The organism is Terrabacter aeriphilus (genome assembly GCF_039542985.1).
GTDB classification, from domain to species: Bacteria; Actinomycetota; Actinomycetes; order Actinomycetales; family Dermatophilaceae; genus Terrabacter; species Terrabacter aeriphilus.
On sequence record NZ_BAABIW010000014.1, the window covers coordinates 114867 to 138018 of the forward strand.

At 74.7% G+C, this 23152-nt stretch carries 18 protein-coding genes and 1 pseudogene; 7 read left to right on the forward strand and 12 right to left on the reverse strand.

Annotation, left to right across the window (positions count from 1 at the left end):
• Positions 1–27: 27 nt before the first annotated feature.
• From ABD979_RS09720 to ABD979_RS09735, 4 genes are all read right to left on the reverse strand, one after another.
• On the reverse strand, positions 28–771 hold the full coding sequence (locus ABD979_RS09720; protein ID WP_345507275.1) for a response regulator: 744 nt from the start codon (positions 769–771) through the stop codon (positions 28–30).
• Positions 747–2606 (reverse strand): sensor histidine kinase, encoded by a 1860-nt coding sequence (locus ABD979_RS09725; RefSeq protein WP_345507276.1) that lies wholly within the window; start codon positions 2604–2606, stop codon positions 747–749. The genes ABD979_RS09720 and ABD979_RS09725 overlap by 25 nt, the downstream gene beginning before the upstream one ends.
• A 73-nt stretch (positions 2607–2679) precedes the next feature.
• Positions 2680–3183 (reverse strand): pyridoxamine 5'-phosphate oxidase family protein, encoded by a 504-nt coding sequence (locus ABD979_RS09730; RefSeq protein ID WP_345507277.1) that lies wholly within the window; start codon positions 3181–3183, stop codon positions 2680–2682.
• Positions 3180–3857, reverse strand: a complete 678-nt coding sequence (locus ABD979_RS09735; protein ID WP_345507278.1) for a hypothetical protein — start codon at positions 3855–3857, stop codon at positions 3180–3182. Before ABD979_RS09735 ends, ABD979_RS09730 begins: the two co-directional genes overlap by 4 nt.
• A 181-nt stretch (positions 3858–4038) precedes the next feature.
• Between ABD979_RS09735 and ABD979_RS09740 the strand changes: the two genes are divergently transcribed.
• The gene (locus ABD979_RS09740) at positions 4039–4560 is read left to right on the forward strand and encodes a universal stress protein (RefSeq protein WP_345507605.1); all 522 of its coding nucleotides are present in this window, start codon (positions 4039–4041) and stop codon (positions 4558–4560) included.
• A 10-nt stretch (positions 4561–4570) separates the two neighbouring features.
• Here the strand turns inward: ABD979_RS09740 and ABD979_RS09745 are convergent, their stop codons facing one another.
• From ABD979_RS09745 to lysX, 5 genes are all read right to left on the reverse strand, one after another.
• The gene (locus ABD979_RS09745; protein WP_345507279.1) at positions 4571–5992 is read right to left on the reverse strand and encodes a cation:proton antiporter domain-containing protein; all 1422 of its coding nucleotides are present in this window, start codon (positions 5990–5992) and stop codon (positions 4571–4573) included.
• Positions 5993–6102: 110 nt separating this feature from the next.
• Positions 6103–6981 carry a sigma-70 family RNA polymerase sigma factor gene (locus tag ABD979_RS09750; RefSeq protein WP_345507280.1) on the reverse strand — a complete coding sequence of 293 codons (879 nt, stop codon included), beginning with the start codon at positions 6979–6981 and terminating at the stop codon, positions 6103–6105.
• Positions 6982–7163: 182 nt separating this feature from the next.
• Positions 7164–8153, reverse strand: a complete 990-nt coding sequence (locus ABD979_RS09755; protein ID WP_345507281.1) for an SGNH/GDSL hydrolase family protein — start codon at positions 8151–8153, stop codon at positions 7164–7166.
• The gene (locus ABD979_RS09760) at positions 8146–9261 is read right to left on the reverse strand and encodes an alpha/beta hydrolase (RefSeq protein WP_345507282.1); all 1116 of its coding nucleotides are present in this window, start codon (positions 9259–9261) and stop codon (positions 8146–8148) included. The genes ABD979_RS09755 and ABD979_RS09760 overlap by 8 nt, the downstream gene beginning before the upstream one ends.
• Complete coding sequence (gene lysX / locus ABD979_RS09765) at positions 9252–12578, reverse strand: bifunctional lysylphosphatidylglycerol synthetase/lysine--tRNA ligase LysX (RefSeq protein WP_345507283.1); 3327 nt, start codon at positions 12576–12578, stop codon at positions 9252–9254. The genes ABD979_RS09760 and lysX overlap by 10 nt, the downstream gene beginning before the upstream one ends.
• A gap of 145 nt (positions 12579–12723) precedes the next feature.
• Between lysX and ABD979_RS09770 the strand changes: the two are divergent.
• Both ABD979_RS09770 and ABD979_RS09775 read left to right on the forward strand, forming a co-directional pair.
• Positions 12724–13616 (forward strand): annotated as a pseudogene (locus ABD979_RS09770) (thiamine pyrophosphate-binding protein); the annotation flags it as partial.
• 12 nt (positions 13617–13628) lie between these two features.
• Positions 13629–14444 carry a thiamine pyrophosphate-dependent enzyme gene (locus tag ABD979_RS09775; RefSeq protein ID WP_345507606.1) on the forward strand — a complete coding sequence of 272 codons (816 nt, stop codon included), beginning with the start codon at positions 13629–13631 and terminating at the stop codon, positions 14442–14444.
• 20 nt (positions 14445–14464) lie between these two features.
• Here ABD979_RS09775 and ABD979_RS09780 read toward each other — a convergent pair whose 3' ends face one another.
• Complete coding sequence (locus ABD979_RS09780) at positions 14465–14926, reverse strand: MarR family winged helix-turn-helix transcriptional regulator (RefSeq protein ID WP_345507284.1); 462 nt, start codon at positions 14924–14926, stop codon at positions 14465–14467.
• 75 nt (positions 14927–15001) lie between these two features.
• Here ABD979_RS09780 and ABD979_RS09785 point away from each other — a divergent pair, with 75 nt between their 5' ends.
• The 4 genes from ABD979_RS09785 (at position 15002) to ABD979_RS09800 (ending at position 17483) form a co-directional block, all read left to right on the forward strand.
• Positions 15002–15193: a hypothetical protein gene (locus tag ABD979_RS09785; protein ID WP_345507285.1), complete on the forward strand. Its 192-nt coding sequence runs from the start codon at positions 15002–15004 to the stop codon at positions 15191–15193.
• 181 nt (positions 15194–15374) lie between these two features.
• Positions 15375–15698 carry a hypothetical protein gene (locus tag ABD979_RS09790; protein WP_345507286.1) on the forward strand — a complete coding sequence of 108 codons (324 nt, stop codon included), beginning with the start codon at positions 15375–15377 and terminating at the stop codon, positions 15696–15698.
• 132 nt (positions 15699–15830) lie between these two features.
• On the forward strand, positions 15831–16157 hold the full coding sequence (locus ABD979_RS09795) for a hypothetical protein (protein WP_345507287.1): 327 nt from the start codon (positions 15831–15833) through the stop codon (positions 16155–16157).
• 45 nt (positions 16158–16202) lie between these two features.
• On the forward strand, positions 16203–17483 hold the full coding sequence (locus ABD979_RS09800) for an FAD-binding protein (protein ID WP_345507288.1): 1281 nt from the start codon (positions 16203–16205) through the stop codon (positions 17481–17483).
• Between the two features lie 62 nt (positions 17484–17545).
• Here the strand turns inward: ABD979_RS09800 and ABD979_RS09805 are convergent, their stop codons facing one another.
• Complete coding sequence (locus ABD979_RS09805; RefSeq protein WP_345507289.1) at positions 17546–21247, reverse strand: PKD domain-containing protein; 3702 nt, start codon at positions 21245–21247, stop codon at positions 17546–17548.
• A 289-nt stretch (positions 21248–21536) separates the two neighbouring features.
• On the reverse strand, positions 21537–23141 hold the full coding sequence (locus ABD979_RS09810) for an O-methyltransferase (protein WP_345507290.1): 1605 nt from the start codon (positions 23139–23141) through the stop codon (positions 21537–21539).
• Between the last annotated feature and the right edge of the window lie 11 nt (positions 23142–23152).

Genomic DNA, 23152 nt, shown 5'->3' on the forward strand with positions numbered 1-23152 from the left:
GCGCGCGGCGTTACACCGCGCGCCGACTCATCCCTCGGCGTCGGGGTTCGGGTGCTGCGCGCCCCAGACCGCCGCCTGCGTGCGGCGCTCGAAGCCGAGCTTGGCGAGCAGCCCCGACACGTAGTTCTTGACCGTCTTCTCGGCGAGGTGCAGCCGCTCGCCGATCTGACGGTTGGTCAGGCCGTCGGCGATGAGCGCGAGGATCTGGTCCTCGCGGTCGGTCAGGGCCGGGGCGGGGCGACCGTCGACCATGACGCCGTGCCGACGGCCTCCGTGGAGCGGCGCACCGGGACCCTCGCCCCTGCCGCCCGCAGGGGCGTCGGGGGAGCGGAGTCGGGCGAGCAGCCGTTCGACGAGCGCGGGGTCGATGAGCGAGTGGCCGCGTGCCACGTGCGCCACCGCTTCGGTGAGCGACGGGCCGCGGATCTGCTTGAGCAGGTAGCCCGAGGCGCCCGCCATGACCGCCGCGAAGAGCGCGTCGTCGTCGTCGTAGGAGGTGAGCACGATCGAACGGGTGCCCGGGCTCGTGACCGCGATCTCGCGGCACACGTCGATGCCGTTGCCGTCGGGCAGCCGGGCGTCGAGCAGCGCCACGCGCGGCGCGAGGACGGGGATGCGGCGGCGGGCCTCCGCCGCCGTCGCGGCCTCGCCCACGACGGTGAAGCCGCCGTGCGACTCGAGCAGGTCGACGAGCCCGCGCCGCACGATCTCGTGGTCGTCGAGCAGGAAGACGGTGACGGGGCCGGTCAGCTCGTCAGGGGCACGGTCCACGTCAGGGTCCTTCCTCGTGCGTGCGAACGGAGCGAGCTCTCGCCACCGCGGGCCCGGGCGCGCACGCGTAGGTTGCGCAGGCCGTGACCGCCCCGGTCGCGGGGGTCGTATGCCCGCGCCGGCCCGTCGCCCGCACCCTCGGGTCGGTCGCCGGTCGGGTCGTCGGTCGGGACCCCCGTCCGGTCGTCGTCGGTGTCGGCGTCGGCGTCGGGGAGGTGGGTGGTGTCGGTGACCTCGACCGTGACGGTCTCGGCCGAGGCCGCGACCGTCACGGTGACCCCGGTGGCGCGGGCGTGCTTGACGACGTTGGTGAGGGCCTCGCGCAGCACGGCCGTGACGTCGTGCAGCAGGTCGGGGTCGACGACCGTCGCGACCGGGCCCTCGAGGTGCAGGGTCGGCTCGAAACCCAGACCGCTGCTCGCGGCGCCGACGACGGTGAGCAGCGCCGAGCGGACATCGGCGGTGGTGGCGTCCTGGAGCTCGAAGATGGTGGCGCGGATCTGGCGGATCGTCTCGTCGAGATCGTCCACGGCCCGCCCGACGGCGGCCGACACGGCATCCGGGTCACGGCGGGTGCGCGCGGCGTCGAGGAGCAGGCCGGTGGCGAAGATGCGCTGGATGACGTGGTCGTGCAGGTCGCGCGCGATGCGGTGCCGGTCCTCGAGCAGGACGAGGCGCTCCTCGTCGGTGCGGCGGTCGGCCAGCTCGAGGGCGACCGCCGCGTGCGCCGCGAACTGCTCGGCCATCTCGACCTCGGCGACCCCGAACGGCCGGCTGCCCGGGCCCCGCGCCACGACGACTGCACCGCGCACGCCTGCCTCGTCCACGAGCGGGCAGGCCATGACCGGCGCGTCGGAGCTCCCACGCACCCGGTGCCGCAGCCTCGGGTCGGCCGGTCCGGGGGTGTCCGCCAGCACCGCGCTGCGCTCGCGCAGGGCGGCTGCGGCCAGCTGGGCGACCGCCGGCGCCGGGTAGGACGTGCCGACGAGCTCGTCGGCGCCGAGCCCGCGGGCCACCTCGACGAGCAGCTCGTCGTCGTCCGTGGTGGAGCCGTGGTCCGGACCCCGCGCCCGACGACCCTCCGGACCGTCACCGTCCGGTTGGGCCCGCGTGGCGCGGGGCAGGGCGATCGCCACGACGTCGGCGTCGGCGAGGCGCAGCACGGCGTCGGCGATGCGGACGAGCACGTCCGACCCGAGGCCGGGCCGCAGCAGGTCGCTCGTGATCTCGGCCGACGCGCGCAGCCACTCCTGGCGCAGCCTCGACTCCTCGTAGAGCCGGGCGTTCTCGACGGCCACGCCGGCGCTCGCGGCGAGCGCGACCACCAGCTCCTCGTCGGCCTCGGTGAAGTCCGTGCCGTCGAGGCGGTCGGCCAGGTAGAGGTTGCCGAACACCTCTCCGCGCGATCGCACCGGCACCCCGAGGAAGCTCTGCATCGGTGGGTGACCGTCCGGGAAGCCGGCGGAGCGCCGGTCGTCGGCGATGCGGTGCAGGCGGATCGGGGCGGCATCCTCGATGACGGCACCGAGCACGCCGCGACCCGTGGGCAGGTGGCCGATGCGCTCGACGTCCGGGGCGTCGAGGCCCGAGTGGACGAACTGCTCGAGCCGCCCGTCCACGCCGAGCACCCCGAGCGCGGCGTAGCGGGCCCGGGCCACCTCCCGGGCGGCCTCGACGATGCGGCGGAGCACGGCGGGGAGGGCGAGCTCGGACACGACCGAGCGGTTGGCCGCCAGCACGGTGCGCAGGCGGTCGTCGGCCCCGGCGGCCGGCTCGGCCCCGGGTGCCGGCTCGGGTGGCCCTTCCGGCCGGCGGGTCGCGCGCGACGACCTCATGCCTCCAACATAGGGCGGCCCGGGCGCCGCGGGGGCCGAAGCGGCCGGCTCCGGCCCCGCGCGCACCCCGACCTCAGATGGCGTCGTGGGTCGGGAGGGGCAGCTCCGGGGAGCCGAAGACGCGGCCGGTGAGCCGCTCGACGGTGATGCCGATGAAGACGTTGCGCACCCCGCCCGCCCAGGGCTCGGCGCCGTCGACGGTCCACAGGTGCGTGAGCAGGGCGGGGGAGGCGACGGCCTGGGCGCGGCCGCGGGCGATGACGCTCCACCCCGTGTGACGCGCGCGGTCGAGGTCGTCGACCTCGAAGGCCACGTGGGCCGGGTGCACGAGCTCGGACAGCACCCCGAACGGGGAGGTGCGGAAGACGATGAGGTCGGCCGCCAGGGCGTAGCTGACGGGGAAGATCTGCGGGCCGTGCCCGGCGTTCCAGCTGACGCGACCGATGTCGTGCGACTCGAGCAGTGCCTGGCTCTGCGCCGTCGAGAGGTCGGCGTAGCCGAGGCGGCGCCCGGCACGCCGGGCCGGGTGCGTCTCGCGGGCCGTGGCGGCTCGGCCCGGGTGCTCCGAGGCCCTCATGACCCGCCCCCCGCCGCGCCGACGCCGAGTCGCCGACGGCGGCCGCCGTGCCCGGGCGTGAGGCCGGTCGGCGAGTGACGGTCGCGGGCCGCCGACCGTGCCTGCTCGCGGCAGCGCTCGAGCTCGGCGCGCACCCGGGCCAGCTCGGCGCGCACCTCGAGCAGGGCAGCCAGCTGCCCGCCCACGGTCCGCGACCACGCCTCGACGGCGCGCCAGTCGGCGCACCACGTCAGGGGGATGCTCGCGTCCTCGCGACCGGTCGGCACGGCATACGGCGACGGTGGGCCGGGCGGGGCGGCGGGCGGCGGGACGGAGGCTGCGAGCCGTCGCGCGCCGGCCTCCCGGTGGCTGACGCGCAGGCCGTCGACGACGACCACGAGGTCGAACACGTCGGTCGGGGGTGCCGCGACGAAGGGGCGGCAGGCCACCCGGTGGCCGGCGACCGTGAGCTCGTGGGTGATGCCGGCGGCGATGGCCTCGTCGATGCCGGCCGTGGTCGCCGCGACGTCGGGTGCCGCGCTCGCGACCGCGGCCGCGTGCGCGTCGGGACGGTCGCCCGGCGCGTCCGCCGGGGGCGTCCGGGCCGGGGTCGTCCGGTCCACGGGCGTCCCGTCGCAGGGCGCCTCGTCCGGTGGCGCGGGAGGGGTCGAGTAGGTGACGAGGACGCTGCCCATGGTCTTCTCCCAGCTGTTCCGCCGCGGGTGCGGCGCTCTCCCTCCGATGGTGCGAGCGCCGGGCGGGCCCCGACACGGCCGAAGGTCGGTCCGGTTCGGGACCTTGGTCCTCGGGGGAGGGGCCCTGGGCACCTGCCGCCGCGACCGTCCGCGCGCGAGGCTGGATCCAGAGGTGAGCGAGATGGGCGACATGGACGAGACGAGCAGGACCAGCAGCACCGGCAGCACCGGCAGCACCGGAACCAGCAGCGGGCGACCCGAGCCGGTGGGGGAGCGGGGAGCCACGATCGTCGTCGGGGTCGACGGCTCCAAGGCGAGCCGGATCGCCCTGCGGTGGGCGTGCGCCGAGGCCCGCGCGCGCGGCGGGCACGTCGTCGCGCTCTCGGTCTGGCACCTCTACCCGCTCGCGCCGCCGGACCGCGTGGGGTCCTCGCCGTGGTGGTTCACGACCGACCCGGAGGAGGCGACGCGCGCGCTCCTCGACGAGGTCGTCGGCGAGACCGCACCCGACTTCCCCGACGTCACCATCGAGAGCGAGGTCGTCCCGGGGCACGCGGCCGAGGAGCTGGTCAGGCGCTCGGAGACCGCCGACACGCTCGTCATCGGCGCGACCGGCACCGGCGGCTTCGCCGGCATGCTGCTCGGGTCGACCGGTGGCGCGGTCGTCGAGCACGCGCACTGCACCGTGGTGCTCGCCCGCTGACGCCGGTGGGTCAGGTCGTGCCGACGGCCGCGGCCCGTTCGCGTCGACCCTCGAGATAGCGCATCACCGGGGTGGCGAGGGTGCCGTGCACCATGACCGAGAGCAGGATCGTGAAGGCCACCGTCGACCACAGCCAGCGCTCGTCGTCGAACCGGTGCTCACCGGCCGCGTAGGCCAGGTAGTAGAGCGAGCCGATGCCGCGCACCCCGAAGAAGGCGGCGGCCAGGGTCTCCTTGCGTCCGAGGCCGCCGGGCAGGTCGGCGCGGCGCGCGGCCACGCGCAGGCCGAACCAGCCCGACAGCGGCCGCACGACGAGCACGAGCGCGAGGGCGATGAGCACGCCGCGCCAGTCGAGCTCGCCGAGCACGCCCTTGGTCATGGCCATGCCGAGCAGCAGGAGGATGACGAGCGTCAGCAGCCGCTCGAGACGCTGCACCACCTCGTGCATCGAGCGGTGGTAGTCGTGGCTGCGCTCGGCCGCCCGCAGGGTCATGCCGCAGGCGAAGACGGAGAGGAAGCCGTAGCCCCCGAGGAGCTGGCTGGCGCCGTACGTCATGACGAGGGCGGCGAGGGCGAGCAGCGGCTCGCCCTGCTCGGCGAGGCGCAGCGACGGACGCCTGGAGCGGAAGGCGACCCGCGCCAGGCCGCGTCCGACGACGACGCCGACGACGACGCCGATGACGACCTTGCCGACGAGGTCCCAGGCGAGCCAGTGCAGGGTCGACGACACGGCCCACGACGACACGCTGCCCGCCCCCGCGACGAGCAGCGCCGCGGCGACGAAGGGGAACGCGAGGCCGTCGTTCAGCCCGGCCTCCGAGGTCAGGGCGAAGCGCACGTCGTCCTTCTCGTCGACGGGTTCGCCGAGGCCGGACCCGTCGGCATCCTCGGCATCCTCCGCGTCGTCCGCATCCTCCGCGTCGTCCGCTCCGTCCGACGACCTGCCCTTCGACCCGCCGGCCGCGTCGAGGTCGACGGCGGGGCCGGCGACCTGCACGTCGCTCGCGAGCACCGGGTCGGTGGGCGCGAGCACCGCCCCGAGCAGCAGCGCGGCAGCGGGCGCCAGACCGAGACCCCAGCCGAGCACGGCGACCCCACCGATGGTGAGCGGCATCGCGATGCCGAGCAACCGCCACGTCGGCGACCACGTGCGCCACGACGCCCGTCGCCGCAGGTCGAGCGGGCGGTCGAGCGCCAGGCCGACGCCCATCAGCGCCACGAGCACGGTGAACTCGGCCACGCGCTCGATCTGCGGCCGGATCTCGAGCGGGTCGAGCCGCATCCCCTCGGGCAGGGGCAGCAGCCCGATGCCCATGCCGAGCAGCAGCAGCACCATCGCCGCCGAGACGGCATAGCGTTCGAGCAGGGCGGGCAGCACGGCGGCGAGCAGCATCGCCGCGCCGGCGATGACGTAGATCAGGTCGATCGACATGGCGACACGGGTGGGGACTCCTACAATGGGGGCACCCGGTGACGTACCCGCTGCCGCCCCGCGCCGGTCACGGGTGCCGCCCGGTCACCCGGACGCGGCCCGACCCCGGCTCACGAGGCCGTGCCGAGCGCCCCGTCCGAGAACGCCCGAGCAGCGTGGAGCGCCACGGCGCCGCCCGTGCCCGCCGCGTCGTCGTCGGCGCCATCGACGCGCTCGACGAGGCGGTCGTGCAGCTGCTCGGTGATCCGCCGCAGGGCCCGCGAGACGTGCATCTGGCTCACGCCCCTCGTCTCGCCGATCTCGCGCTGGGTCATGCCGTCCACGTAGCGCAGCAGGAGCAGCTCGCGCTCGTCGTCGTCGAGCTCGGTGAGGGCCGCGGAGAGGCAGAGCCGGTCGTCGGCACGCTCGAGGTCGGCGTCCGCGTGGGCGAGGAAGGTCACGAGGCCCGACCGGTCGTCGTCCGGCGAGGCGCTGTCGAGCGACAGCGGGCGGAAGCCGGTCGCGACCGCGGCCAGCTCGCGCACCTCCTCGACGCTGGCGCCCACCGCCTCGGCGAGCTCGGCGTCGGTGGGCGTGGCACCGAGCTGCTGCTCGAGCGAGGCCCGCACCGTCTGGAGGTTGGCCCGCAGCTCCTGGAGCCGCCGGGGCGGGCGCACGACCCAGCCCCGGTCGCGGAACCACCGCTTCAGCTCGCCCGAGATGGTCGGCACGGCGTACGACGCGAACGAGGGGGCGTGCCCCGGCTCGTAGCGGCGCACCGCCTTGACGAGGGCGAGGCGGGCCACCTGCACGAGGTCGTCGTGCTCGATGCCGCGCCCGTGGTAGCGGGCGGCCATGGTGGAGCACAGGTCGAGGTAGAGGTGGACGATCCGCTCCACCACCTCGTCCACCTCGCTGGGGTTCGAGGCGTCGGCGAGCCGGGCGAAGAGCGCCGCGGTCTGCTCGTCGCGCTCGGCGAAGGATGGACGCTGTGAGTCCGAGGGTGCCATCGACTCATCTCCGATGCATGACGGAAGACGGAGTCGGCACTGTCCTGGACCGATCTGACCACCTCGAGCGTGCCACGAGTCCGTCGCGGGTGCAACGGTGCCCACGCGCGGTCTGCCCGCGGAGGGCCGCAGCCGCCGTCGCTGCCGCCGGATGCCGGTCGCCGGGGCCCGCGGGCCGGTGGTCAGCCGCTCGTCCACCTCTGGACGGCGCCGTCGCGCTGTAGGGCGTCGATGACCGCCGTGCCGAGCAGGGTGTGCCCGCTCGCGTTGGGGTGGTCCCCGTCGTCGAGCAGGTCGCCGGTCGGGTCGCGTGTCCCGCTCGTGCCCTTGAGGGGTGCGTAGGCGTCGACGTACAGGGCGTGGGTGGAGGTCGCCACCTGCGCCACGGTGTCGTTGACGAGCCGGGTCAGCTCGTCGCTGCCGAGCACGAAGTCGGTGCCGAGGGCACGCCCGACGGCGCCGTCGACCGTGACGTTCCAGTAGCCGATGACGGCGATGCGCAGGTCGGGCCGCGGGTCGATCGCCCGCACGTCGGTGATGATCCGCTGCAGGCCGTGCCCCATGGCCGTGAGGGTCGCGGTCCAGCAGTCGGAGGTCGCGGCCGGGAGGCAGTCGGGGTCGCCGACGTGGGCGAGGTCGAAGTCGTTGGCGCCGACCTCGATGACGACGAGGTCGGCGTCGGCCAGGTGGTCGCGCGTCGGGCCGGACGTGACGTGCTCCTCGACGTCGGCCGTGGTCGCCCCGCCGTTCGCGTCGTTGTGCACGACCCACCGGCGCCCGGTCGCGCGCCCGAGCTGGGCGCCGACCTGCTCGAGGTAGCCGGTGCAGCCGCACGTCTCGGCGGACGGCACCGAGTCGCCGAGCCCGACGAGCGTCATGGGTCCGGGCGGGACGGCCGAGGTCGTCGACGTCGCCGGCGGTGTCGTCGTCGCCGCCGACGAGGGCGACGGGGTCTGGCCCGCGGATCTCGTCGCGCCGGTGGATCCCGTTGCAGCCGTGGGACCTTCGCGGTGCTGCGACGAGCTCGCGGCCAGCGGGTTCGGCACGACCCCGCCGAGCATGAGGGCGCCGCCGACCACCACGACGAGCACGACGACGCCGAGGACCACGTCCAGGTGCCGCGGCAGGAAGGTCGACGGCATACGGCCTCGGCGGCCGCGGGGCTCAGCCACGGAACCCGGGCATCGTCTGGCCGAGCCAGGTCAGGGCCTGGGGCACGAACGGGGTGAAGACGGAGTCACGGTGGCCGCCGTGCGCGAGGACGGTGCCCGTGACGTCGAGGGGTGGCCGGGCCACGCTGAGGAACTTCGAGGTCGTCGGGTACGACAACGTGTCCTCGCGCGAGGTCAGCACCCAGAGGGCGACCGGCGGCGGCGCGGTCCTCGCGAGGTCGACGAGGTCGTAGCCGCGCTCGGTCGCCGGGGTCAGGGGGTCGTAGGCCGGGCTGAAGTCGGGCCGGAAGTAGCCGAGCAGCGAGATGGCGGCCCCGAAGACGTCGGGGTGGCGCATCGAGAGCGAGGCCGCGCACCAGGCCCCGTAGGAGTAGCCGAGCGCGGCCCACGCGGTGCGGGTGCGCTCGACGTGGAAGTGGCGCGCCGTCCAGGCCGGGATGTCGTGCGAGAGCCAGGTGTCCGTCTGCGGCTCGCCCGCCGCCCCGTTGACGCACTCGGTGTCGAGGCCCGCCGGGGTGTCGATGCGCGGCACGACGACGATCGAGGGGGCGAGCCGGTGCTCGGCCGTGAGCGCGTCGACGGTGCTGAGGAAGTTGAGCCGCAGGAACCCGCGCGGCCCGCTGGGGAAGCCGTGCAGCCCGAGGATGACGGGGTAGGCCCGCGGTGACCGCGGGTCGTAGCCGACCGGGAGGTGGACGTAGACCTGGCCCTCCGCGTTCGAGCGCTGGTCGATCACGGTGTAGGTCTGCAGGCGCGACCCCGGCTGCGGCAGCGGGGGGAGCACCGCGGGGGTGGTCATGCCCCGGAACCCGGGGCCGGCGACGGACGCGGCGACGACGGCCGTGGACGAGCCGCCGTGGTGCACCTGCACGGAGGTCGAGCGCGAGCCGAAGAGGTCGCCCCAGCTCGAGTAGAAGACGTACTGGTCGTTGAGCGCCGCCCCGGCGAGGGCCAGCACGAGGACGTTGAGCACGAGGACCTGAAAGCCTCGCGCCACGGCCTGCAGCGGTCGCCCGCCGCGTCGGGGCTGGCCCGCGACCACCAGCGCGAAGACGCCGAGGGCGAGGGCCCCGAGCAGGACGAGCAGGCTCGTGTCGGTCAGCTCCATGTCGGCCTCGGCTCTGTGTGGGATCGCGCGGCGGGAACCGGCCGGACGAAGGGGAAGGTCAGGACGGAGCGGATGGAGGTGCCGGTGAGCACCATGACGAGGCGGTCGACCCCGATGCCCAGCCCGCCGCTCGGCGGCATGCCCAGCTCGAGGGCGTGGAGGAAGTCGTCGTCGAGCTCCATGGCCTCGGGGTCGCCGGCGGCCGCCTTGAGCGACTGCTCGGTGAGCCGGGCCCGCTGGTCGACGGGGTCGGTGAGCTCGCTGTAGGCGGTGCCGAGCTCCATCCCGGCCACCACGAGGTCCCACCGCTCGACGAGGCCGGGCTGGGTGCGGTGGGGCCGCGTCAGGGGGGAGGTCTCCCGGGGGAAGTCGGTGAAGAACGTGGGCATCAGGGTCACCGGCTCGACGAGCTCGGCGTAGAGCTCCTCGACGACGGCGCCGGCCCCCATCTCGGGCCGGATCGTCACGCCGTGCGCCGCGGCGATGCCGAGCAGCACGTCCATGTCGGTGGCGAGGGTGACCCGGCTGCCCACGGCGCGTGAGACGGCATCGAGCACCGGCACGACCGGCCAGGGGTCGCTGATGTCGACGAGCTCCACCCGCCCGTCGCGGGTCAGCGGCAGCGCCTCACGGCCGTGGAGGCGGACGGCGGCCTGCCGCACGAGCTGCTCGGTCAGCGCACGCATCGCGACGTAGTCGGCGTGCGGCTGGTAGACCTCGAGGGAGGTGAACTCGGGGTTGTGGGTGGAGTCGGCGCCCTCGTTGCGGAAGTTGCGCCCGAGCTCGTAGATCGGGCCGAGCCCGGCGACGAGGAGCCGCTTGAGGTAGAGCTCGGGGGCGATCCGCAGCGTGAGGTCGAGGCCGTAGGCGTTGATGAAGGTCGTGAACGGGCGGGCCGTCGCGCCGCCGTGCGTCGTGTGGAGCACCGGGGTCTCGACCTCGAGGAAGCCGGCCGCCTCGAGGGTGTGGCGGATCGAGGCGACGACGGCCGAGCGCCAGCGGAGCAGCTCGAGGCCGTCCGGGTGCACGATGAGGTCGGTCGAGCGACGTCGTGCTCGGGCACCGGGGTCCTCGAAGGCCCGGAACGGCACGGGGTGCAGGCACTTGGCCTCCATCCGCCACGACCGGGCCAGCAGGCTGGGCGTGCCGGACCGGGAGCTGCCCCTCGTGCCCTCGACGCGCACGAGGTCGCCGACGTCGACGACCTCGGTGAAACGGTCCAGCTCGGACGCCCCGGTGCGCGCGGCGTCGAGCAGCACCTGCGCGCTCGCCGGTCCGTCGACGAGGGTCGCGAAGACGACCCCGCCGTGGTCGCGGAGCGACCGGACGCGCCCGACGACCGAGACGGTGCAGGCCGCCCGGTCGTCCGCGCCTGCCGTCGTGGACGGTGCCGACCACGACGCGAGCGGCGTCGTCGCCGCCGTGCCGGCGCCGACCGGGTAGGCGTCCATGCCGGCCGCCCGCATCCGGTCCAGGGTCGCCCGCCGGCGGCGGAACTGGTCGGAACGCCGGGGCCCGGCGTCGGTCGGGGCCGGGGCGGCCGCGAGCGCCCGCACGTCCGCCAGGTGGGCGTCGTCGAGCGTCGCCGGGGTCGACCGCAGGGACGGCAGGCGCACGAATCCCTCGGCCGCCCCGGCCGCCACGGCCACCTGGGGGAGGGACACGGCGTCCTCGTAGCAGAGGAAGCGGGGCAGCCACTCGGGCTCGTACTTCCTGTTCGAGCGGTAGAGGCGCTCGAGCTGCCAGAACCGGTCGAAGAGGCCGAGCACGGATGCGCCCACCCGGGTCAGCGAGCCCGACCCGAGGCGCTCGGCGTCCTCGAAGACGGCACGGAACATGCAGAAGTTGAGCGAGACCCGACGCAGCCCGAGCTCCCGCGCCCGCGTGAGGAGCTCGTTCACCATGAGCTCGGTCACCCCGTTGGGGGCCTCGGGAGAGCGGCGCATCACGTCGAGCGACACCCCCGAGCGTCCCCACGGGACGAGGGAGAGCAGCCCCACCAGCGCCCCGTCGGGCGCGTGCGCCGTGACGTGCAGCACCTCGGTGTCGGCCGGGTCGCTGGAGCGGCTCAGCGCCATCGAGAAGCCCCGGTCCGACTCCCCGCCACGCCACCGGTCCGCGCCGGCCGAGATCTCCGCGAGCTCCTCGGCCCGCAGGTCGCCCTGGCGGCGGACGAGGACGACGAGGCCCGCCCGGGTCGCGCGGGCCACCGAGTGGCGCACGGGGGAGAGGGAGGCCCGGCGCAGGTCGTAGCGTGCCGGCTCCAGCACCGCCTCGTCGCCGAGCCGCAGCACCCGCAGGCCCGCTGCAGCCGCGTACGCGCGCGCGCCGCGCTCGCTCGCCCCGAGCACGGCCGGCACCCAGCCGAACTCGTGCGCCTCGGCCCGCCAGGCGTCGATCGCCGCCTGCCAGCTGTCCGGGTCGCCGACCGGGTCGGCGGACGCGAGCGACACCCCGGCCAGCACGCGGTACGTCACGGCCGCCCTGCCGTCCGGGGAGAAGACGGATGCCTTGTCGCGCCGGGTCGCGAAGTAGCCCAGGGAGTCGTCCGTCCCGTGCCGGGCGAGCAGGGTGCGCAGGGCCACCTCCCGGTCGGGCGACCACCGGCTGCGCGGACGGGCGGAGGCGAGGAAGAGCGTGACGGACGCGAGGATCGTCAGGCCCGCGCAGACGGCCACCACCTCGACGACCCAGTGCGGCACGAGCGCCAGCGTCCGGCGGCTCACGCCACCGAAGACCGCCAGCACGGTGTCGAGGAGCGGGTCGACCTGCGTCGTCGGCGCGTGGGCGACGCCGAGGAGCAGGCGGGCGACGCCGAGGGTGAGCAGGGTGCCCGTCAGCAGGGCCGCGAGCGCGAGACCCCAGGAACCGCGCTGGAGCCGTCCAGTGAAGCGTCCGCGCAGCCGCCAGAGCCACCAGAGGGCGAGCACGGCCACCCCCGTGGAGACGATGTCGAGGCCGCGGCCGAGCTCGCCGCGGCTGGCCCACATGTCGGTGCGCGGCAGGCGCGCGGCGGGCACGAGCGCGACGAACCCGACGTAGAGCCCGAGCGCCTGGAAGACAGCCACGAACCAGAGGCCGATCCGCTTGCGGCCCAAGAGGGCCCGGGTGGCGAGGGCGAGCACGACGACCGAGACGAAGGTGGGGGCGACGGGCACGTTGAGCAGCCCGAACAGCCCCTCGGCAAGGAGGGGGTGCGGGCGCCGGCGGGCGAAGAGGGTGAGCAGGACCGCCACGAGGGTGGCCAGGGCGTACGTGCCGGTCAGCAGCCTGGCCGAGCGGTGCGAGGCCGATGCGCGAGGTTCCCGGGTCCGCATGGTGCCGACGATGCTCCCCACCGCTGGGTGGTGGCTGGACGTCGGCTGGGAAGGCACTCACAGCGCACGTCCAGCCGGTGCCCAGCAGGAGGTTGGGGGTAGGTCGCTGGTGGCGGCGCGCGTGCCGCCGGACGAGAGGACACCCATGACGACCGTTGCCGAGCACCTCATCACCTCGCTCGCCCAGGCCGGGGTCAGGCAGGTGTGGGGCGTCGTCGGCGACGCCCTCAACCCGCTGACCGACGCCATCCGCCGCGAGGACCGCATCGAGTGGATCGGGTGCGTCACGAGGAGGTCGCCGCGTTCGCGGTGAGCGCCCAGGCGCAGCTCTCCGGCACCGTCGGGGTCTGCATGGGCACCGTCGGGCCCGGGTCGATCCACCTGCTGAACGGCCTCTACGACGCGAAGAAGTCGCACGCGCCCGTGCTCGCCATCTGCGGCCAGGTGCCGAGTCCCGAGATCGGCACCGACTTCTTCCAGGAGGTCGACAACGCGGCCCTCTTCGCCGACGTGTCGGTGTGGTCGCAGACCCTGTCGTCGCCTGCCCAGCTGCCCTTCCTGCTCGAGCAGGCCGTCAACGCCGCGGTGTCGCTGCGCGGCGTCTCGGTGCTCACCCTCCCGGGCGACGTCGGCGACCTGACCGTCGACAAGGACGTGCGTCCCGCGACGTTCGCCTCCTGCGGGGCCGCCGCTGCCGCGCCCGACGAGCAGCTCGAGGCCGCGGTCGCCGCCCTCGCGGACGACGCGGACGTGACGCTGCTCGTGGGGTGCGGCGCGGCAGGGGCGCGCGCCGAGGTGCTCGAGCTCGCCGACGTGCTCGCGGCGCCGATGGTGCTCAGCCTCAAGGGCAAGGAGGTGCTGGAGCGCGACAACGTGTTCCAGGTGGGCCAGTCGGGGCTCATCGGCAACCCGGCCGCCGCGGCCGCCATGGACGACTGCGACGTGCTCGTGCTCGTCGGCACCGACTTCCCCTACCGCGACTGGTACCCGACCGGGAAGGTCGTCGTCCAGCTCGACGCGCGCGGTGAGCACATCGGGCGCCGCACCCCCGTGCAGCACGCCCTCGTCGGTGACGCGGCGGCCACCCTGCGCGCCCTCGTGCCGCGCCTCGAGCGCCGCACCGACCGCACGCACCTCGAGAAGGCGGTGTCGGCATACGCCTCGTGGCAGGAGCGGCAGCGCGGCCTGCGCGACCCCGGCCACGACCGCACCCTGCTCGGGCGTGCCCGCGCCGTCCTCGACAACCCGGAGCGGCTGATCCGGCCCGAGGCGCTCGCGGCCGCCGTCGACCGCATCGCCCCCGACTCGACGATCTTCACGAGCGACACCGGCATGTCGACCGCGTGGCTCTCGCGCTTCGTCACGATGCGGGGCACGCGCCGGCTCGTTGGCTCCTACAACCTCGGCTCGATGGCGAACGCCCTGCCGATGGCGCTCGGCGCGCAGGGCCTCGACCGCGGACGACCCGTCGTCGCCTTCGCCGGCGACGGCGGCCTCATGATGCTGCTCGGGGACCTCCGCACCGCGGTGACCTACCGGCTGCCCGTCGTCGTCGTGGTCTTCGACAACGGGCGGCTCGGCATGGTCGAGCTCGAGCAGGAGCAGGGCGGCCTGCCGGAGTTCGGCACCGAGCTCGACAACCCGGACCTCGCCGCCGTGGCCACGGCGATGGGGCTGACGAGCCGCCGCGTCACCGACCCGGAGCAGCTCGACGACGCCGTGCGGTGGGCGTTCTCGGCGGACGGTCCGGTGCTGCTCGACGTCGTGACGAACCCCGAGGAGGTGGCGGTGCCGCCCAAGCCGACCGTGTCGCAGGGCTGGGGCTTCGCGATCGCCAAGGCGAAGGAGACCTTCGAGAGCCGGTAGTCGCCGGCCGTGGCTCGCCCTCAGCCCGCCGGGGAGGTGGCCGCGATGACGCGGGTCAGCGAGGCGTGCAGGGCCTGCAGCTCGTCGAGGTCCATGCCGAGGGCGGCCACGACCCGGGGCGGCACCCCGAGCGCCTGCTCGCGCAGGGCCCGGCCGCGCCCCGTGAGCGTGATCGCGAGCGCGCGCTCGTCGTCGGGGTGGCGGTCGCGGGAGACGAGCCCGGCCGCCTCGAGCCGCTTGAGCAGCGGCGACAGCGTGGCGGGCTCGAGGCGCAGCAGGTTGCCGATCTCGCGGACGGTGAGCGGCGAGCGTTCCCAGAGGGCCAGCATGACGAGGTACTGGGGGTGCGTGAGGCCGAGCGGCTCGAGCACGGGCCGGTAGAGGGCGATGACGTTGCGCGCGGCCACCGCCAGCGCGAAGCAGACCTGCTGGTCGAGCTTGAGCAGGTCGTCGGGGGACACCTCTGCCTCGGGGGTGCGCATCGAGCCTCCTGTCGTTCGTCGCCGGCTTCTGTGTACACTAACATTTAGTGCACTAACGAACCGGAAGGCGTGACCGTGCCGCGAGCCAACTCCACCGAGGGCCTGTCCGTCGGCTACCGCATCGGCTACCGGCTGCGGATGATCGGATTGACCGTCTTCGGCCCCGCCCAGCTGGGGGAGGGCAACGACCCCAAGGCGCGCCTCGAGCGTGAGCGCGCCGCCCGTGTCGCCCGGGCGCGCGCGGCCCGCACCGCCCCCGAGGACTGACCTCGGGATGGCCCGGAGCTGACGGGGGGCCGACGGGGACTGCAGGCGTGCTGCCCGTCGGGACGCCGGTGTCGGTGTCTGTGTCGTGTCGGTGTCGGTGTCGGTGGCCTCGGTCGCGTGTCGGCCGGCGAGGGTCTGGGTACGACGGGCGGAAGATGCACCCGAGCACCGGAGGAGACCCATGGGTGACCGCGCAGGACTGTTCGTGATGCTGGGCGTGATCGTCGTGCTCGCCGCCATCCTCGTCGTGATGCGACCGCGTCGACGCGCCGGCGACGACGCCGAGCACGAGACGTTGAACCCGGCGGTGGAGGCGGCGCACGGCGGGCCGGTGCCCCGGCCCGATCCCGACCGACTCGTCGGCAACCCGCCGACCGACGCCGTCACGGCTTCCGGCGAGGGTGGCGCCGTGCCCGGCGAGGGCGCGGGTGGGCGGACCCCCGACGTGCGCGACCCGCTGCGCGCGACGTCCGACGACGTGGGGAGCTCGCCCGACCAGGGCTGAGCCCCGGTCACCCGACCGGCGGTGGCCCGCGGCCCCGCCGGTTCGAGCGCGCCGTCCGGCTCCGTCGATCCGTTCCCGTCACGACCCCGGCGGAGTACCGTCGAGGGTGACGGATCGGACCCGGGAGGTGCCATGGGTGATCGAGTTGGGCTGTTCGTCATGCTGGCCGTCGTCGTCGTGCTCGTGATCGGCCTGCTCGTCGTCGGCCCGCGCCACGTCCGGCGCGGTGGCGACTCGAGCGAGTCGCTCAACGGCCACGTCGACGCCACCGAGCGCGCGCGGCGCGACCATCCCGAGGGTGCGGAGCGCTCGCACCTCGTGGGCAACCCGCCGATCGACACCATCACCGCCGACGGGTGGGGCGTGGCGCGACCCGGGGAGGGTGCCGAGCCGGAGGAGCTGCCGGTCGACGTCCACCCCGAGCTCCACGAGGAGCCCCGGCACCTGCGTCGGCACTAGCGACCCGCCACCGCACGTCGCGGCGCCGTCCCCGAGACTGGGGACGTGGGCACCGGGACGGGCAGGCCGATTGAGACGAACTGGGCGGGCAACCACCGCTACCGCGCGCGCATCGTGCGGGCGCGGTCGGTCGAGCACGTGCAGGAGCTCGTCGCGGGTGCCCGGCGCGTGCGCGCCCTCGGCTCGCGGCACAGCTTCACCGACCTCACCGACATCACCGACGCCGACGACGGCGTCCTCGTCTCGCTCGCCGACCTGCCGACGGGCGTGACGGTCGACGCGAGCAGCCGCAGCGCGCGCGTGACGGGCGGGGCGACCTACGGCGACGTGGCCGTCGCGCTGGAGCGGCAGGGCTGGGCGCTCGGCAACCTCGCCTCGCTGCCGCACATCTCCGTCGCCGGGGCCGTGGCCACCGGGACGCACGGGTCGGGTGTCGGGAACGGTTCTCTCGCAACGGCCGTCGCGGCCCTCGAGGTCGTCGGCCCCGACGGCGAGCTGCGCACCGTCGCGCGCGGCGACGCCGACTTCGAGGGCAGCGTCGTGGCGCTCGGCGCGCTCGGCGTCGTCACCGCGGTCACCCTCGACATCGAGCCGACGTATGCGGTGCGGCAGGACGTCTACACGGGGCTGGCCTGGGCGGCGCTCGTCGAGGACCTCGACCTCGTGACGGGCAGCGCCTACAGCGTCAGCCTCTTCACCCGCTGGCGCGAGGACGGCATCGAGCAGGTGTGGCTCAAGAGCCGGGCCGACGAGGCGCCGGCCGCGCTGCCCGGTGCCTCGGCGGCGACGACGACGCTGCACATGCTCGAGGGCGGTGCGACGGCATCGGTCACCGCGCAGGGCGGGGTGCCCGGCCCGTGGCTCGAGCGCCTGCCGCACTTCCGCCCGGGCGTCACGCCGAGCCGTGGCGAGGAGCTGCAGAGCGAGTACCTCGTGCCTCGCGAGCACGCGCTGACCGCCGTGGACCGCCTCCGGGCCCTGGGGGAGCGGATGGCGCCCGTGCTGCAGGTCAGCGAGCTGCGCACCGTGGCCGCCGACCGCCTCTGGCTGAGCGGCGCGCAGGGCCGCGACATCGTCGCCGTCCACTTCACCTGGGTGCGCGACCCGGTGCGGGTGTATGCCGTCCTGCCCGCGGTCGAGGCCGCGCTGCTGCCGCTGGGGGCCCGTCCGCACTGGGGCAAGTGCTTCGTCGCCGGGGTGCGCGAGCTCGAGCCGCTCTACGACCGGCTGCCCGACTTCCGTGCGCTGCGCGAGCGGGTCGACCCCGCACACGTTTTCGGCAACGCCTTCCTCGACCGGGCGCTGGGTCGTGACGGGGACGGGTGAGCGGGGCGCCCGGAGGTCCGGGCGCCCCGCTCGTCGGGACTCGGTGCGGCGTCAGCCGGACGTCACGGCTGGCCCAGCGCGATGGTCCACATCACCTCGCGGTCGGACCTGTTCGCCGTCGTGGCCGTCACGCCCGCCACCGTGCCGCCCGTCGCGACCGGCGCACCGGTGTCGACGAGGAGCGACTCGTAGCGGTACGCGCCGCTCGGGTCCTCCAGGTGGTCGCGCAGGGTGACGCCGTTGGGCAGCGTCCACGGCGACACCGCCGCGGTGAGGCCGGCCCAGTGCGAGACGACCCAGTCCCCGGCCCGGGCGGCGACCGGTGCGGTCGTGTGGGCACTCTGCCCGGCGTCGACCGCACTCACGGCACGCACGCTCGTCGCGTCGGCCCCGCGGTAGCTCGCGATCTCGAGCGTGCCGAGGCGGAAGGCGCTCGGGTCGTCGAACCGGGCGGACGCGCCGAGGTCGGCGGCCTCGGCCGTCTTGCGCCACACGGTCGAGGTGACGCTGCCGTTGACGACGGTCGCGACCTGCGTCCATCCCGTCACCCCGGTCGGTCCCGTGAAGGCGGCGGCGGTGGGGCGGGAGAACATCATGAGCAGCACGTCGCCGGGCTGCGTGCCGGACGGCACGGCCGCGGCCTTGAACTTCGCCGAGCCGGCCGCCGAGTGCGCGGCGCCGACGAAGGCCACGCTGCTCGTGGCGGTCACGTCGACGGTCGAGGTCGACGTGCCGGCGAGCCCGAGGTCGTCCGTGACCGTCAGGGTGACCGGGTAGCTGCCCGACGCGGCATACGCGTGCGTCGGGGTGGCGCCGGTGGTCGTCGAGCCGTCGCCGAAGTCCCACACGTAGGAGGCCACGCTGCCGTCGGTGTCGGTGGACGCGCTCGCGTCGAAGCTGCACCGGGCCGGCGTGCACGACGACGCGAAGCTCGCGGTCGGCGCCTGGTTGGCCGGCACGGTGACCGGCACCTTCACGGTCTGGGTGGCCGTGGCGCCCTTGTCGTCGGTGACGGTGAGGGTCACGGCATAGGTGCCCGACGCGGTGTACTTGCGGCTCGCGGTGACGCCGGCGCCGGTCGTCCCGTCACCGAAGTCCCAGGCGTAGGACGCGATCGTCCCGTCCGGGTCGCTCGCCGTCGTGGCGTCGAAGGTGCACGTCGCGCCCGAGCAGGTCTGGGCGAACGCCGCCTTCGGCGCCCGGTTGAGCGGCGGGCCGGCGAAGAGGAACATCGACCGGTTGGCCCACGACGTGCCGTCGACGGCCGGGCCGCTGACGGCGACGGGGGTGCCGGTGACGGCCCCGCCGGCCCAGCCGGCCCTGTAGAGCGTGCTGTCGGTGCGCGAGGCGTAGTACACGCTGTCGCCGGCCGCGAAGATGCCGCGGACCGTGCTGAGGTCGACCGAGCTCGGGACGGTGTTGGTGCGCTCGTCGACGATGCCGCTGTCGGGCGAGAACCAGCGCCAGAAGAGCCGGCTGTCGTTGTAGATGGTGTAGTAGAGCCGACCCGAGTCGTAGAACATGCCGGTGACGTTCGCCAGCTGCGGGTAGAGCGACGGGAAGGCGCCGTCGTAGGTGCCGCCGAGGTTGTTGCTGACGGTCATCCACTTGGGGTCGTGGTAGGGGTTGACCTGCTCTGCGGTGCCCCACGTCGTGCCCGTGAAGGTGCGCGACCAGAGGTAGCCGTCGGTCTGGGCCGTGAACACCTTGGACCCGACCATGAAGGCGGCACGGGTGCTCGACCACGGCACGCCCGTGGCTGCGGGCTCGGCCGGCGACGTGACGCCCGTCGCGCCCAGGCCGACCTGCGAGAGCGCGTCGGACGGAGCAGGCACGACGGTCGTCGTGCCGGTGCGCACGATCTCGATCGCGTTGACGAGCGGGTTGTTGCGCACGTGGCCGAAGGCCACGGCGACCTTGCCGGCGTTGACCCCGGTCGAGGGAACGGTGAGGTTGACGGCCTTCATCGTGCCCGTCTGGTCGCCCACGTCGGCGACGACGTCGTAGCTGCTCAGCCACCGCGAGCCGTTGACGTCGACGTTGAAGGTGCGAGCGCCGACGGCCTTGGTGCTGCTCGACCGGTTGGCGAAGTAGACCCGCAGCTGCACGGCCGTGCCGGCGGGCACCGGGAACGACCACTGCATCTCGGGCGCGGTCGACGGGTCGAAGCGCTCGCTCTCGAAGACGAGCGACGGGGTCGTCGCGGGCAGGGTGGCGCCGAGCTTGACGCCGCTCGTGGTCACCGTCGTGGCGGTGCTGCCGCTGTTGCGCAGCGGGTTCGTCGTGCCGGTGTCGCCGGCCCAGTCGGGCCCGCTGTCGACGGAGGCCACGGTCGCGCCACCCGCGTTGACGCGGTAGAGCACGTCGGTCGCGGGCGTCGGGGTGACGGGCCCGCCGACGAGCACGGTGCCCGGGAGGGCGCCGACGTTGGTGGCCGCGAGCGGCACGCCCCCGGCATACGGGAAGAAGGCGATCTTCTTGCGCACGTAGTAGAAGTTGCCGACGAAGTCGGTGTTCGACCCGACCCAGAGGCCCTCGGTCGTGGCGAGCAGGGCGTAGACGGCCTTGCCCGCGGGGTTGCGCCCCGGGTTCCACGTCAGGGGACGCCCGCTGCGCGGGTCGAGCGCGACGAGCCCGGGCCGCGCGACGCCGCCGGGGCCGGCGAAGTCGACGCCGTACGGGTTGTTCGTCCAGCGCTGGTGGCCGCCGACGTAGACGACGTTGTCGGTGATCTCGACGGCCCACATCGTGTCGCCGCCGGTCTCGCTGACCCATGTCGGCTGCACGTCGGCACCCGAGGTGTACGTCTCGAAGCGCGCGGCGGCGTCGCACAGGGTGTCGCGGCTGCCGCCACCGGTCGCGCCGATGACGAAGTACGAGCCGTCGGGCGAGTACGAGACGCCGCGCACGTAGGAGTCGAAGGCGTTCTTGATGCAGTAGGGGTTGTAGCGGTTCGTGTTCCAGTCCGGCGTCACGACGGCGGTCGTGCCGGTCGTCGTGACCTGCAGGACCTGGTCGCGGACGAGCCCGTCGGCCAGCCGGAAGTTGCCGATCACGGCGATGCGGTCGCCCGTGGGGCTGACGTCGAGGTTCCACGGCCCGACCGGGCCCTGGGCGCCGCTGCCGGTGTCGTTGTGGTGGCCGCTCAGCTGGATGTTCATCCACGTGTGGTCGACGGCGCCGGTCGTCGCGTTGAGCGCGACGAGGCCGGCGTGGGCCCTGCCGCCGACGAGGGTGAAGGTGCCGCCGAGGACGAGCCGGCCACCGACCATGACCATGTCGTTGACCGAGCCCCACGTGCCGAAGCCGGGGGTCTTGAAGGTGCTGACGATCGAGTTCGTCGCGATGTTGACGAGCACGACGTTCTTGACCGCCGTCGTGCCGACGAGGGTGAAGCTGCCACCGACGTAGACGGTGTCGGGTGTCGGGCCGGGCACGAGCGAGAGCACCTCGGCGTCGAAGGGCAGGTCGAACGACCCGAGGGCGCCCGTCGCGGCGTCGAAGGTGGCCACGCGGCTGCGTGCGACCCCGCCCACGCTCGTGAAGTTGCCGCCCATGACCATGGTGGTGCCGACCTTGGCGATCGCCCGCACGTCGCCGTCGTCGACGGCGGGGGTGATGGCCGAGGGCACCGCGTTGACCATCGCGGAGGCCGAGGGCGGTGGGGCGGGCGGCTGGATCGCGACGGCCGCCGGCACTCCGGCGGTGACGGCCGCCACGGCTGCGGCGACGACGGCGACGGCTGCGCTGCGCAGGCTCTTCATGGCACTTCCCCCTTGACGGACGAGGCCGGGCAGCGCACTGCCGCCCGGGATCGGGGGTAGTCGCGTCGTGCCCGAGCCGGCCCCCCGCCGAGTCGACACACCCCGTTCCCACGCTTCCCCACGGCCGACTGTAGGGCGCGGGGAAGCGGCCTGTTCGGGCTTTCACGTGCGTCGGGACCCCGCGTGCCCGACTCGAGGCTTTCATCCCGCTATGGCGATGCACCGGGTGAGACGACGACCGCCCACGACCTGCGGCGGCCCGTCCGGGACCGTTCCGGCGGCGAGGGTCTCAGCCGCGGCGCAGGCGCGACGCCTGCTTCTGGAGCGGCAGCCGAGTCAGGGTGAAGTCCGGCAGCACGGCCTGCCAGCGCGTCGTGACCTCCTGCTCGCCGGCGCGCACGGCGTCGTCGAGCACGACGCTCGCGCGGGGAGCGAGCCGGTCGCGCAGCAGCGGCACGGCGGGGAGGCGGACGAGCGGCCCGGTCGTGTCGGGCGGGCCGTCGACGAAGAGCAGCCCGATGTCGTGGAGGTCTTCGATCGCCTCGACGGCGTACCAGTCGGTGTCGTGGCCCTCCAGCCCGGCCGGGCCGAGGGGTGCGTCGCGCACCTCGGCCACGTGCGCGACCCCGTGGTCGCGCAGGGTCTGCCGCGTCTGCTCGGCGTACTCCGGGTCGTGGTCGAGCGAGACGATGCGCGTCTCGAGGCCGAAGTGGTCGATGACGAGGGCCATCCAGAGGGTGGAGACCCCGCTGCCGCACTCGACGACGAGCGCCGGGCGGCGGGTCAGCACTTCCTGCACGAGCACGACGACGAGGTCCGGCGAGGCCGCCCAGCCGCCCATGAACGGGATGACGCCTCGCACCGGCACGAGGGCGAAGAGGTTGGCGACGGCCTGCGTCTGGTGCATGGCCTGCAGCTCGGCCGGGTCGGTGAAGGTCTCGGCACCGCGCGGCTCGGGCAGGCGGCGCGCGGTCTCGAGCGCCGATGCCGTGACGACGGTGAGCGTGCGCTCGACGTCCTCGACGCGGGCGGCCAGGGCCGCGGTGTCGGCCTGCACGCCCGTGCCGACGTCAGCCAGCCGACGCTCGAGCCGGGACCGCGCCGAGCGCTCGCGCGCCCGGTCGGCCTCGAGCGAGGCCCGCAGCGCCCGTATGCCGCGCCGTTGCAGCAGCGCGAGGCCGGCCAGCGCGGCGGCACCGGAGAGCGCGAGCGCGGTCACCGCGAAGCCGACGTAGCCCGTCGTCGTCAGCTGCGCGACGACGACGGCGACCACGAGCACGAGCACGAGGACTGCGCCGCCGGCCGCGGCGGCCGTGCCGGCCGTGGTGCGGCTCCGGGTCGGTGCCGGGGTCCGGTCGGGGTCGCGGTCCTCTCGGCCCGAGGAGGAGGTCGGGGCGGGGGCGGTGGGGGTGTCGGCGCCCGCTGAGGAGGTGGTCGGGGACGTACCCGCTGCGGCCGGTGTCCCGTGGGCCGGTGTCCCGGCGGTCGTGTCGGGGTTCGTCTCGGCGGGCGTGTCGTCGGCAGCAGCGGCCGGTGCGTCGGCACCGGCGGGACGGGGCGGGGCGCCCACGGGCTCGAGCACGTCGAGCTCGAACCCGTCGAGCGTGACGTGCTCGGTCACGTGGCGGCCGGGGACGGCCCGGTCGTGGCGCGTCGACTCGACGAGGACCACTGCGTCGGCCGTGAGGCGCGGGGCGAGCCGCGTCACGGCTGCGGCGGCATCGGCGTCGGCCAGCACGACGAGGCAGGAGGCGAGCGGTTGGCCGGGCTCGGGGTCCGGCGCCCCGGTCGTGCTCAGCTCGGCCTCCGGGAACCGCGCGGCGAGCACGGCCGCCCGTGGCACGTCCTCCGACACGACGATGACGGACGCGTCCGTCCACACGGGATTCGTCACGCGTGCACCCT

Excerpts from the sequence above, each read along its gene's own strand:
- ABD979_RS09745 (WP_345507279.1), bottom strand. The coding sequence starts at position 5,992 with ATGTCGATCGACCTGATCTACGTCATCGCCGGCGCGGCGATGCTGCTC.
- ABD979_RS09790 (WP_345507286.1), top strand. The coding sequence starts at position 15,375 with ATGGGTGACCGCGCAGGACTGTTCGTGATGCTGGGCGTGATCGTCGTG.
- ABD979_RS09760 (WP_345507282.1), bottom strand. The coding sequence starts at position 9,261 with ATGGAGCTGACCGACACGAGCCTGCTCGTCCTGCTCGGGGCCCTCGCC.
- ABD979_RS09780 (WP_345507284.1), bottom strand. The coding sequence starts at position 14,926 with ATGCGCACCCCCGAGGCAGAGGTGTCCCCCGACGACCTGCTCAAGCTC.
- ABD979_RS09795 (WP_345507287.1), top strand. The coding sequence starts at position 15,831 with ATGGGTGATCGAGTTGGGCTGTTCGTCATGCTGGCCGTCGTCGTCGTG.
- ABD979_RS09740 (WP_345507605.1), top strand. The coding sequence starts at position 4,039 with ATGGGCGACATGGACGAGACGAGCAGGACCAGCAGCACCGGCAGCACC.
- ABD979_RS09735 (WP_345507278.1), bottom strand. The coding sequence starts at position 3,857 with ATGGGCAGCGTCCTCGTCACCTACTCGACCCCTCCCGCGCCACCGGAC.
- ABD979_RS09805 (WP_345507289.1), bottom strand. The coding sequence starts at position 21,247 with ATGAAGAGCCTGCGCAGCGCAGCCGTCGCCGTCGTCGCCGCAGCCGTG.
- ABD979_RS09750 (WP_345507280.1), bottom strand. The coding sequence starts at position 6,981 with ATGGCACCCTCGGACTCACAGCGTCCATCCTTCGCCGAGCGCGACGAG.
- ABD979_RS09730 (WP_345507277.1), bottom strand. The coding sequence starts at position 3,183 with ATGAGGGCCTCGGAGCACCCGGGCCGAGCCGCCACGGCCCGCGAGACG.
- lysX (WP_345507283.1), bottom strand. The coding sequence starts at position 12,578 with ATGCGGACCCGGGAACCTCGCGCATCGGCCTCGCACCGCTCGGCCAGG.
- ABD979_RS09725 (WP_345507276.1), bottom strand. The coding sequence starts at position 2,606 with ATGAGGTCGTCGCGCGCGACCCGCCGGCCGGAAGGGCCACCCGAGCCG.